Source organism: Shewanella sp. 10N.286.52.B9 (genome assembly GCF_002873635.1).
In the GTDB taxonomy this organism is placed as follows: Bacteria; Pseudomonadota; Gammaproteobacteria; order Enterobacterales; family Shewanellaceae; genus Shewanella.
Genome location: NZ_MCTY01000045.1, coordinates 1 through 11,321, shown reverse-complemented (window position 1 = coordinate 11,321; position 11,321 = coordinate 1). Strand labels below are relative to the sequence as shown.

Below are 11,321 nucleotides of genomic sequence, written 5' to 3'. Positions count from 1 at the left end.
TCTGAAAATAAATATGTAATGTACTTTAGACAATAAAAAGCCGCATCTTTGATGCGGCTTTTTTTTTGCTGAAATAAATTCACTAGAGATAACTAAAAATCAGTTTATAGTTCTGGCTCTTTAAATTCTGCGATAGCTTCACCGCGAAATTGTTTTTTTAACTGTGATTTAGACAGCTCGTTTATCTCGCCACCAGCAGCAATTGTAAAATGATCAGTTTGAGTTAACTTACGCGCTTGATACAACATCACTACCTGTAACGTTGACTCTTTTTGCTCGCTAGATAGCACTGTGCCATCTTCCCATTTACCCGTTTCTGCCGCTGCGCGTAAACGTTGATAAACCTCATCAGGCATTTCATCTATGACTTTATTAATATCATTCATACACTTTTCCGCTTATGTATTAGACTTCTGACTCGAGTAATAATGTAGCCAACAAAGCCAAAAGCAAAACAACTACCTGCAATATATGCATCCGTTCCAGTGGCAACTTCGCCGCCCCAAAAACCATATACTGCACCTGCAATAAATAGCGTTAGAAACAACATCATTTGATTCATTAATTTATTAGACTTCTGAATGTGTGAAATTGTTCTTTTTGAATCACTATCGCCATCAGCAGAAGCCTTACAGTATTGGCACTGTTTTGCTTTGCTCGAAATTCGCTTTTGACACACAGGACATTCGATTAACGCCATAAAACTGCCTATTCTGTTAAATTATCAACCACAGCCAACATCGCAACTAGTGATGCTTCACCTAAATATTCACAGCGCGCCGGTGACCACCCAACCACAGGATCGGCTAAGTTGTCATTGTCTTTAAATGGCATTTCTAAGGTATTCGCTAGACATTTGAATGTGTTGCCGACCCAGTTAGAACCAACGGTTAAGTTCGCTTTTCCTGGCTCATCTTTGTCATAACCATATTTAGTTTGGAAATCAGCACTTGCCATACTTAACGCTGCAAGGAACTGTTCTTGTAACTTGGCCATATGTGGAGTGTAATTTGGTGCGCCTTCACAGCCAGCAACAAACACGTAAGGTAAGCCTTCATCACCATGAACATCATAGAATAAATCTACACCAGTCTCTTTCATCTTATTGGTAACATAATAAACCTCAGGGCTTCGCTCTAAACTAGGCGACTCCCACTCACGATTTAAGTTAGTTCCAACAGCATTCGTACGTAAATGGCCTCTGACGCTTCCGTCAGGATTCATGTTTGGCACGATATAGAAATTAGCTTTATCCAATAGCAGTTTCGAGGTTGGACAATCACTGTCTAATAATTGGTTTAGCAGGCCTTCAATTAACCATTCAGCCATGGTTTCGCCAGGGTGCTGCCTTGCGGTAATCCAAATATTTTTCTTTGAAGGATCGTTATCACCAATAGTTAGCAGGCTCATATCACGACCATCAAGGGTTAAACCTAAATTTTCTAGTTTAACTGATGGGTGAAGTTGTACTGAGCTAATCAGATCTAAGTGACGTTCGTAACTGTAAGGCGCAAAGTAAGCAATTTGAATGGCATCGCAATCTAAATCAACTTGGATTGATAATTTACCATCTTGATATGTTGTCGGTAAGCGGAACCAATGCTGGCGATCGTAACTAGCAACGGCTTGATAATTTTCCCAACCTTTCGGGTAAGAGGCACTGCCTGCGTTAACGATATTCAATGTGTAAGTTTGACCAATTTGACCTTCCATACGGAAGTTAAACCATTGGTAAAACTCTCCACCTTCATCAGGTCTAATTGCGAGTTGAATGTCATCGTGCTTGTCTAAACTAATTGTCTCAATGTTGCCGCCATCAAAATTCGCGCTAATACGCATAGGACTTCCTTTATGTAAGGTTATAATCGACGTTATCCCTGCATCTTATCAAAAGCCGTTACGCAATAAAATCAAATCCACAGCATCTGCTCTACATCTATTCAATATGGTGGCTTAATTTTCTGCTGATGAGGGTTATTAATACCAATACAATAAAAAGCCCCTGTAAGATCACATTAGCTAGGTGTTAACGGATACGTTAAATGAGATTAGCTAAATAATGGACTAAAGCAATAGCCCTTACCTCTAACCGTATTGATGAGTTCTCTTGGTAGACTTTCTTTGGCCATTTTTCTACGGGTATTACTGATGTGCATATCAAGGTTACGGTCAAACTCGCCTAACTCTTTATGCAACACGCGCATTTGCAATTCTGATTTAGTGACGATTTCTCCTTTACGCTGAAACAAATATTTGAACAAACGATACTCTGTTTGAGTAAGATTTAATTGCTGACCATTAAATGTTACCGCGTTATTATCATCATCAAACTCCACATTGGCGCTTTGTTCAATATGTTGTTTTTCGGTAGTTTGCTCTATTTGTCCACTGGTTAACTGTGATTCGATAACAGCAAAATCAATATTGGCAATATGAGTCATTGAATCGTGAGTTTGCTTTGTTGTGCGTCGATTAAGCACATTCACACGCAGTAAAAGTTCTTTCACATTAATAGGCTCAGGTAAATAATCATCAGCGCCCAGTTCAAATGCAGCAATACGTTCATCGACACTGGCATTGTTGGTAATAACAATCACGGGTGTTTGACAATGCTTACCCATGAGTAACCAAAAAGCATCCATTTGTGTTACTGAAGAGTCCAGTAAAATCACTTCAAACTGATTACTTTCCATTGCAACTAAGGCATTAAAGCCGTTATCAACAATGGTAATAACATAGCCTAGAAGTTGTAATTGCTGACATAAGGGCAAGCTTTTTTTTAGCTGCAGGTCAATGAGGAGGATCTTTTTCATGACGACTTAATCTAAATGGTAACTATTACCATTTAGATTAGCACTGTCATGACCAAAATACTATATGTGGAGTGTAAAGCTTCTGCACGGTTGTTGAACCTAGCTCACAAAAATGAAAAAGACCTGATTATTCAGGCCTTTTTTAGGTATTACTAATGCAGATTTGCTTAATGAAGCAACTTACATTGATGGCTTATTGCCATAATTAGTTAACCATTAATTGCTTAATATATTTTACTGGTGCACTGCCATAACTTAAAAATTGTTCATGGAAGCTCTTTAAATCGAAGTCTTCACCCTGTGTTTGTTTTAGTTCTTCACGTAAATCATAAATTTCACGATAGCCAGAGTAGTAACTGGTTAGTTGCACTTGGCTTAATGTTGCCCTGCGCCACTTTCCTTCTGCTTCAGCTTGCTGCTGGAACGCCTCGTTAGTCATTAACTCAATGGCTTGTTCTTCTGTCATGCCGTTAACGCTGCGTTAAGGGGTGAGTGCCGCCTAAACCAACTTTCCGCAGACCAATTTCACCACAAAAATCACCGCATACCAAAAATGCCACGCGGCAAGAATCCCTCTTAAACGCTTTGCTATGCGCATCTTCCACGATTGATTTCCGCTATCGCAGAGCGCAGATTATTTACTTTGAACTCTGTAAGTAACACGGTGATGAAAGAGAACATTGCTATTGAAATAAGTGCAGCGTTTGTAAATTTTAAATCATTGTCCGCTAAAACACCGAATAGGCCAAAAAATAGTAAAATAAAAGCCATTATCGCTTGAATCGAGTCATTCGTTTTCACCTTGTATTCATCGGCGGCAATATCTTTCACTATTGAAACTGGATTGGACAGCCCGTCAAGTGTAACCAAAACTTTTCCTTTTCTGACTTTGGCTTTAAAACCGATATCTTGTAATGAGTTTACTAAATCATCCATAATAATTACCTATCATTTCTACAAACGCATAACGCCCTGCTAATAAGTGGACCATATGCTGGCGGGCTATTTGCTCAGCAATGGCGTGACAACCTTGGTGAACCTGGATTTAGCAGCTTGTTAGTAGCTGACAGAATAACTTTATGCGCCAGCCATCTTTACTAAAAAAAAATAAAACGAAACAAACTAGACAGCCAATGTAAATCAATAACATAACAACCTTTTCAACTATGTACAAGTGAACATGCTTGATTAAGTAGCCCGCGGCGTTTGGTTGTGGGCTTTGAAGGTTGATAATGATGATATTTGAGTGTTTTCGGCTTAATTTACCGTTTTTAAGCCGTCACTTTGCAACCATGCAAGGATGATGGTTTTGAGTGTTTAACTTTGGTGATATTAGTTATATTGAACCTATTTAACGTGCCTGCTTACTGAAAATACTGGCAGCTTGTAGCAAAGTGCCGTCGCCGTTTTTGTAAATGCTCACAGTATTGTGTTAGCTCTTGCTGTGAGCCCACTGGGCCATGAAATAGCTGACCAAATTCGGTGGTGATTTTAAGCCAGTTTTGTTGTGGAATATTAAGCCTGGTGAGTAACTTCGCACTGCTTTGACTGATTGCACCGCGTTTATCATCACGAATAATGCGCCCTGTATCATCCACTAACTCAAGGTAATCTTTTAATGAAAATGCAATGCCTTTGGGTTGGTTAGCACGTTCATTACCAATAAATGGCAACAAGGTTTTAGGCTGCTCACCTTTTATTGCCGCTTTTACTCGTTGTTGGATACTGGTGTAGTCTGATTGCTCTGGTGTGGCGGCCATATTGGCGCGTATAGGGTTTAAGTCCACATAGGCCATACTGGCTAAAACTGCCGCTTCATCTAAAAGCGCTTGAGATTTAAACCTGCCCTCCCAAAATCGACCCGAGCAGTTATCCTCTTGATTGGCTTGTCTGGCTATCGGTTCATTCAAGCAGCGCATAAACCAAAAGATGTCACATAAGCGGCTACGGTAAATAGCGATGCTGTGCTTTTACCTTACTACCTCGTGAGGTTCAATGAGCTGACCTTTAGCAAACTTTTGGGTTAACCCATCGCCTTTAAACAACTTATGCCATTGCATCACCACATCGCGGTCACTCCAGTTATTTACTGTTTCAATATCAATGTGTAACACCACATGCAGATGATTAGACATCACTGCATAAGCCGCCACATCAATGGCAAACACATCTGTCAGTTCAAGAATGAGTGATTCAACCCAGCCACGTCTGTGGTCATAGTTGTTACCTGTGTATTTATCATCACCACATACTCTTTACTCTAAAAGAATGCACGGCCAACCACACGGCTGCAACAATGGCAATAAGGGTTATCTCGTTGGTAATAGTTCTAGGCTAATTTGGCTTCTACGAGGGCGCGGCATCTATTTTACCCACCATTAAAAAGACCTAGAGGTGGTTTTTAGCCGCTAATGAGCAAAGACATAAAATCAACTGTATGACCATGACTAAGCTTTTACAACAGACTTGATTGAATGGTTAAAGATTAACGATATTTCGCTGCTATTATTTTAAAACGATGAAAATATTTAGATATTAATACCAGTCTGCGACCCACCAAGCTGCAGATCACCTATATATGCCATATACTAGTTAACATCTATTCAAATCCCCCTAATATCGAGCGAATAATGGAAGTCGAGCTACTTGAAATTCGTAACTTCATCCGCCAGTACCCACCTTTTGATCAATTGCCAGAAGAGGCATTAATCGAAGTATCACAAAGTGTCGAGATATCCTATAGTCGTGCTAACAGTATGATCATTGATTTTAATGATAAAATACACGAACTTTATATGATCCGCAGTGGTGTCGTGGAGGTTTACCGACGTTCAGGGGAACTGTATAACCGCCTTGATCAAGGAGGCTTATTCGGCCAAATGGGGCTACTGACCAATAATAAAGTACGCTTACCTGCAAAATCCCTCAAAGACTCCCTACTCTACTGTATTCCTGAAAGTATTTTTGAAGACTTTTGCGAGCGCTATGACGCCTTTGCTGACTTTGTTGAGGTCGAAGGTAGCATTCGTTTACAGCAAGCGGTTGAGGACAATAGCGACGATGCTAACTCACTCACTACTTCGAAGGTTAAAACGCTACTGAGTCGCGAACCTGTGATGCTACCCATTACTACCACCATTCAAAACGTGGCTAAAACCATGTCTGAAGAGCATGTATCAGCGGCCATTATTAACGACCCCAATCTTGCCGATGAAGGTGGTAATAGCTTTGTGGGAATCATCACTGAGCGAGATCTATGTGCAAAGGTGCTCGCCCAAGGGTTAGATGTAGAAACCCAAGTTGCAGAGGTCATGTCCACCGAGCTTATCTCTTTAGATCATAACGCCTATATTTTTGAAGCCATGCTGCTGATGCTCAGGTATAACGTTCATCACTTACCGATATTAAAAAACAAACAACCTATTGGTTTAATTGAAGTCAGTGACATTATTCGCTATGAATCCCAAAACAGCTTATTGATTGTTAGCAGTATTTTTCAGCAAAACAGTATTGATGACTTAATTATCTTGTCACATCAGCTTAAAGATTGTTTTGTGCGTATGGTCAACGAAGATGCAAACTCACACATGGTGGGTCGCGCCATGTCTGAAATTGGTAGAAGTTTTAAGCAGCGTTTACTGGAGTTGGCTGAAGAAAGATTAGGACCGCCACCCGTGCCCTATTGTTTTTTAGCATTAGGCTCTATGGCTCGTGATGAGCAACTTATTGTAACGGATCAAGATAATGCGATTATTTTAGATAATCAATATCAAGAATCACTTCATGGTGAATACTTTAAGCAATTAGCCACCTATGTATGTGATGGTTTAGCTGCCTGTGGCTACACTTATTGCACCGGTGACATAATGGCAACAAATCCAGAGTATCGAAAAACCCAATCCCAATGGGAAGAGTGTTTTGCCGACTGGATTGATAATCCAAAGCCTCAAGCACTATTAAACTGCTCAATCTTTTTTGATCTTTATGGGGTATACGGTAGACCCAAATGGGCTGAACAGCTCAACGCCTTTATACTCAGAAAAGCAAAAAAGAATAATCGCTTTTTAGCCTGCCTTGCAAGAAACGCCATTAATCGCACCCCACCACTGGGCTTTTTTAAAGACTTTGTCATGGAAAAAGACGGTCGCCATAACAACTCAATTAATTTAAAGCGCCGTGGCACCGCGCCATTAGCTGATCTTATCCGTGTCCACGCCCTCGCCATTGGCTCACAATCGCAAAATTCATTTGATCGCTTAGAAGACATTATCGAAGCCGGAATTTTACCGCCGTCAAAAGGTAAAGATTTACAGCATGCAATGGAGTTTATCTCTTTAGTTCGCATTCGCCATCAAGCATTAGATATTCAATCGGATCAAGAACCTGATAATAATATTGAACCTGAAAACATGTCTGATTTTGAAAGACGTAATTTAAAAGATGCTTTTTTGGTACTAAGCAGTGCGCAAAACTTTTTAAAGTTCCGCTACAGTGCTAGCAGCATGCAAGGATAATTAATGCGACTTTTTACAAACCAAGAAATTTTAAACTGGAAAGCTTTTTTGCAAATCAAAGCCAAAGAAAGTAAAGATAGCAGATTAAAAAAATTCTATAATGCCAGCACTTACCACGAAGAAATCAAACTGAAAGATATTGAGTTTGTCGCTGTAGATTTCGAAACAACTGGCTTAGATGCCAACCAAAACAGCATTATTAGTATAGGTTTGGTGCCGTTTACCTTAGATCGCATCGCCTGTCGAAAGGCGAAACATTGGTTTATCTCACCAGAAGATAAACTCAAAGAAGACTCCATCATCATCCATGGTATTACCCATTCAGACTTAAAAGGCGCACCTGATTTACTCCGAATTTTAGAACAACTATTAGATGAGTTGGCAGGCAAAATTGTGGTAGTGCATTATCGCAGAATAGAACGAGATTTTTTTGACGCCGCACTTCGCAGTTTAATAAACGAAGGGATTGTATTCCCTGTAGTTGATACCATGCAGCTCGAAGCTAATATTCAACAGGCAAAACCCCGAAGCTTTTTAGATTGGCTGAGAAACACTCGCCCAGCATCAATTCGACTTGCTAATAGTCGTAGCCGATACAATCTACCCACCTATCCACCACACGATGCATTAACCGATGCCATCGCAACCGCTGAATTACTGCAAGCTCAAATTCAGTACCACTTTAGCCCAGACACACCGATAAAAAAGCTATGGGTATAGATCGAATAAGCCCAGTTTCACTTGAATAATGACAAGTGAAACTGGGCTTTGGTTTTGATTTAGGTTTAGGTTAGCTCCTTAACCCAGGCCTTTTTTCAGTTCGCAGACCCATAATCAAACTGACACACATCACCAATAAAATAATGGTAAATGGTAAAGCCGTTGAAATCGCACCAGCCTGCAATGCTTCAATGGCTTGGGTGCCACCAACCCAAAGTAGACCCGCAGCAATCGCACCTTCAATAAAGGCCCAGAATACACGCTGAGGAACGGGTGCATCGACTTTACCGCCTGATGTGATGCTATCAATCACCAGTGAACCAGAATCTGATGAGGTTACAAAGAATACGAGTACCAATACAACGGCCAATAACGATAATATATTGCCCATTGGCAATGCATCAAACATCTCAAACATCGCTAAAGGCACTTCTGTTAAGCCTTTCTCACCTAAGGTACCAATCTTGTTGACCACTTGATCAATCGCAACGCCACCGAATACTGACATCCACAAGGTTGTCACCACTGTAGGTACAATCAATACAGCCATCATAAATTCACGGATGGTACGGCCACGGGAAATACGCGCTATAAACATACCTACAAAAGGAGACCATGATATCCACCAAGACCAATAAAACACGGTCCAACCATGCATCCAAGCTTCGTCATCACGACCCATTGGGTTACTTAAAGGAATGATATTTTCAATGTAGCCCATTACGGTCATGGGAATGGTACCCATAGAAACCGCAAAACTCACTAATATAACAAATAACATTAATGCCAGCGCCAACAACATATTGACATTACTGATAACTTTTACACCACCGTCAATACCGCGAACCACAGAAACCACAGCAATTAACGTCACTATCACGATAATGCCGACTTGCAGCATTAAGCCATTATCCATACCAAATACATGGTGAAAACCACTGGCAGCCTGTTGAGCCCCAAGGCCGAGGGATGTCGCCAGACCAAATAAAGTGGCAAGTACCGCTAAAATGTCAACAACGTGGCCTGGCCAACCCCAAGTTCTATCGCCCAATATTGGGTAAAAAACTGAACGCATTGAAAGCGGTAAGCCTTTATTATAAGCGAAAAAAGCAAGTGATAGTGATACTACACCGTAAATGGCCCATGGATGTAAGCCCCAATGGAACATGGTGGCACCCAGTGCTAACTTCGCAGCTTCAGGTGTGTTTGGCGCGACATTAAGTGGTGTTTCATACCAGCCAGTGAAATAAGCTACAGGCTCTGCTACCCCCCAAAACATTAAACCAATGCCCATTCCCGCGGCAAATAGCATGGCTATCCATGACAACATTGAGTAATCGGCCTTGGCTTCATCACCACCTAAGCGAATTTTACCAAATGGCGAAATGATCATTGCCAAACAAAACAACACAAACAGATTGGCAGACCACATAAATAGGCCATCAAAAGTACCTATAATTTTCCATTTTATGCCATCTAATACAGATTTTGATGTTTCTGGTTCAACCAAGAGAATGGCGATTAAGAAGAGTCCAATTAAGGAGGCGCTGATCCCAAAAACAGGGTTGTGGACGTCAAAGCCCCACTTTTGAATGTTATCTTGTCCGACTGTGTAATCGGTATTGTCTATACTATATTTATCGTTATTGCTATTCATTAATCCTCATTTAGAACAAACTTCATTAGTACATGAAAGGTTATTTTACTTTATTTAGCGGCAACTTGCTGTCTATTCTGGCAAAAGCTGCCCTTGATGTGACCTGACACACTATGAGTTAAACGTTCTGGCTAAAATGTCTGCTAAGGTTTAGTCGGATTAGCAACTAAGTTTAAAGTCTAGTTAACTTTAGCGCATAAATGGCCAAGCATTTGAAATTCTGCTTTTTTGAAGTGATTGGGCTGTTTTATCAACCAGTGATATGGCTTATTGTTAAGCCATATCAGCGATTCAAAAATTGACTATGAGTAAGCGCTTAAATATCGACTAGAGATAAATGTTTAAAATGCGTAGATAGCATTAGTCATTTTTAATTTAAAGCGTTTTCAAATCATTGAATTCAACCCTGCCTTTGCGCCAAAAATAAAACGCAGCACAAGCTGCTACCAGCGCAGTAATGACACCAAATTCATCCATATACCAACTCGAATCGGCTTTTTGCAGCGTAATCGGTGTAAATACTTTTTGAATAAAAATATTTGAACTCATGTGGTATATCACCCCAGTCCACAAACTACCTGTTTTCAACCGCAGATAAGTCATTATCATCCCAGTTGAAATGATAAAAACACTGAAAATGATGAGCTGATAATATAAAGGAGTGACATCATTTCCATATAAGCCTTTGATGATCAGTGGCCAATGCCATACGGACCAAACCAATCCACTCACGAGGGCAACACCAGTGAAAGACATAAACTTAGACAGCTCAGGCACAAGTAGACCACGCTAGCCAATCTCCTCGCCTAATATCGAAGGTAAAGACACAAAAAAACTGATTGTCGCAACTAATATAAAATGAAATAAAAATATACTGGCGTCGTTCCAATGAACTAAATTGTACTTTTGTTTTTGTGTAAACAAGAAATCAGCATCATAAAAGTCTGCGACACCTAATAACCAAACCAACAGGTATGCCATTAACGCGATGGCAAAAGGAACAAGATAACTTAGCCATTGGTATTTCCACTGCCCCCAGTGCCAACCAAGACCTGAAAGGCTCCGCTTACGAATAATACACGTTAAGATAGTGGCAGCGCCAACAGAGAGCATTAGCGGTGTTGCTTGACCCATCCTAAAAATTAACCAGTAGCCTACAACATAAAATACGATAACCAGTGAGAAAAATGTCGCCAGCGTTAGTACGCTATCTCTAGTAATGTTCAAGCTTTACTCCACTAAATGAACGACCTATATGGCCGTTATAATATATAAAGCTATTTTTTTGATTTATGCTGCAATCGCCAAGTTAAATAGCCATAAAAAATACCACCAATAGGAAAAGTAATTAAAGATAGAACAATGCCATCAAAAAAGTGTTCTTCTCCTGTTAAGTGCATAATCAACTGGAATAAAATCGCAGTTGAGATCCCCCAAAGCAAAACACCTTTGATTAAGATATGCTTTAATATGGCTGGCAATACTATTGTATCATTCATACTTCTTCCTTGAACTTAATCCCTTTTTCAGTGGTAATGTGAATCTGAGAGATAGTTAGTCCACATTACAACTAATGAAAAACTAAAGAATAATTTAAATAAAAGTAAATGATTGCAT

At 40.1% G+C, this 11,321-nt stretch carries 11 protein-coding genes and 2 pseudogenes; 2 read left to right on the top strand and 11 right to left on the bottom strand.

Going from position 1 to position 11,321, the window contains the following annotated elements; all coding sequences use genetic code 11:
• Positions 1-104: 104 nt before the first annotated feature.
• The 7 genes and pseudogenes from BCU91_RS03710 to BCU91_RS03675 form a co-directional block, all read right to left on the bottom strand.
• Positions 105-386 (bottom strand): DUF1315 family protein, encoded by a 282-nt coding sequence (locus BCU91_RS03710; protein ID WP_102436222.1) that lies wholly within the window; start codon positions 384-386, stop codon positions 105-107.
• Positions 383-700 (bottom strand): zinc ribbon domain-containing protein, encoded by a 318-nt coding sequence (locus tag BCU91_RS03705; RefSeq protein WP_076536453.1) that lies wholly within the window; start codon positions 698-700, stop codon positions 383-385. Before BCU91_RS03705 ends, BCU91_RS03710 begins: the two co-directional genes overlap by 4 nt.
• A gap of 8 nt (positions 701-708) precedes the next feature.
• Positions 709-1,839: a M14-type cytosolic carboxypeptidase gene (locus BCU91_RS03700; RefSeq protein ID WP_102436220.1), complete on the bottom strand. Its 1,131-nt coding sequence runs from the start codon at positions 1,837-1,839 to the stop codon at positions 709-711.
• 209 nt (positions 1,840-2,048) lie between these two features.
• On the bottom strand, positions 2,049-2,813 hold the full coding sequence (locus BCU91_RS03695; protein WP_102530922.1) for a response regulator transcription factor: 765 nt from the start codon (positions 2,811-2,813) through the stop codon (positions 2,049-2,051).
• Between the two features lie 205 nt (positions 2,814-3,018).
• A pseudogene (locus tag BCU91_RS03690) lies at positions 3,019-3,348 on the bottom strand (DUF885 family protein); the annotation flags it as partial.
• 53 nt (positions 3,349-3,401) lie between these two features.
• On the bottom strand, positions 3,402-3,749 hold the full coding sequence (locus tag BCU91_RS03680; RefSeq protein WP_102436214.1) for a hypothetical protein: 348 nt from the start codon (positions 3,747-3,749) through the stop codon (positions 3,402-3,404).
• 428 nt (positions 3,750-4,177) lie between these two features.
• Positions 4,178-5,176: pseudogene (locus BCU91_RS03675) on the bottom strand (transposase).
• A gap of 267 nt (positions 5,177-5,443) precedes the next feature.
• On the opposite strand from BCU91_RS03675, the gene BCU91_RS03670 reads away from it, so the two are divergent.
• Positions 5,444-7,327: a DUF294 nucleotidyltransferase-like domain-containing protein gene (locus tag BCU91_RS03670; protein WP_102476849.1), complete on the top strand. Its 1,884-nt coding sequence runs from the start codon at positions 5,444-5,446 to the stop codon at positions 7,325-7,327.
• Between the two features lie 3 nt (positions 7,328-7,330).
• Positions 7,331-8,047 (top strand): 3'-5' exonuclease, encoded by a 717-nt coding sequence (locus BCU91_RS03665; RefSeq protein ID WP_102436210.1) that lies wholly within the window; start codon positions 7,331-7,333, stop codon positions 8,045-8,047.
• 70 nt (positions 8,048-8,117) lie between these two features.
• Here the strand turns inward: BCU91_RS03665 and BCU91_RS03660 are convergent, their stop codons facing one another.
• The 4 genes from BCU91_RS03660 to BCU91_RS03650 all read right to left on the bottom strand — a co-directional run bounded on the left by BCU91_RS03660 (position 8,118) and on the right by BCU91_RS03650 (position 11,203).
• Entirely contained in the window at positions 8,118-9,704 is a 1,587-nt protein-coding gene (locus BCU91_RS03660; protein WP_102530921.1) for a BCCT family transporter, read from the bottom strand.
• Positions 9,705-10,079: 375 nt separating this feature from the next.
• A complete protein-coding gene (locus BCU91_RS20360) occupies positions 10,080-10,481 on the bottom strand; it encodes a CPBP family intramembrane glutamic endopeptidase (RefSeq protein ID WP_198590426.1) in 402 nt (133 codons plus the stop codon).
• A gap of 12 nt (positions 10,482-10,493) precedes the next feature.
• Positions 10,494-10,931, bottom strand: coding sequence for a hypothetical protein (locus BCU91_RS20355; protein WP_198590425.1), 438 nt, complete (start codon positions 10,929-10,931; stop codon positions 10,494-10,496).
• 50 nt (positions 10,932-10,981) lie between these two features.
• Positions 10,982-11,203, bottom strand: a complete 222-nt coding sequence (locus BCU91_RS03650) for a hypothetical protein (protein WP_102530920.1) — start codon at positions 11,201-11,203, stop codon at positions 10,982-10,984.
• Positions 11,204-11,321: the final 118 nt, after the last annotated feature.

What these genes read in the sequence shown, in the direction of transcription:
- BCU91_RS03710 (WP_102436222.1), bottom strand. Translation starts at nt 386, where the DNA reads ATGAATGATATTAATAAAGTCATAGATGAAATGCCTGATGAGGTTTAT.
- BCU91_RS03705 (WP_076536453.1), bottom strand. Translation starts at nt 700, where the DNA reads ATGGCGTTAATCGAATGTCCTGTGTGTCAAAAGCGAATTTCGAGCAAA.
- BCU91_RS03700 (WP_102436220.1), bottom strand. Translation starts at nt 1,839, where the DNA reads ATGCGTATTAGCGCGAATTTTGATGGCGGCAACATTGAGACAATTAGT.
- BCU91_RS03695 (WP_102530922.1), bottom strand. Translation starts at nt 2,813, where the DNA reads ATGAAAAAGATCCTCCTCATTGACCTGCAGCTAAAAAAAAGCTTGCCC.
- BCU91_RS03680 (WP_102436214.1), bottom strand. Translation starts at nt 3,749, where the DNA reads ATGGATGATTTAGTAAACTCATTACAAGATATCGGTTTTAAAGCCAAA.
- BCU91_RS03670 (WP_102476849.1), top strand. Translation starts at nt 5,444, where the DNA reads ATGGAAGTCGAGCTACTTGAAATTCGTAACTTCATCCGCCAGTACCCA.
- BCU91_RS03665 (WP_102436210.1), top strand. Translation starts at nt 7,331, where the DNA reads ATGCGACTTTTTACAAACCAAGAAATTTTAAACTGGAAAGCTTTTTTG.
- BCU91_RS03660 (WP_102530921.1), bottom strand. Translation starts at nt 9,704, where the DNA reads ATGAATAGCAATAACGATAAATATAGTATAGACAATACCGATTACACA.
- BCU91_RS03650 (WP_102530920.1), bottom strand. Translation starts at nt 11,203, where the DNA reads ATGAATGATACAATAGTATTGCCAGCCATATTAAAGCATATCTTAATC.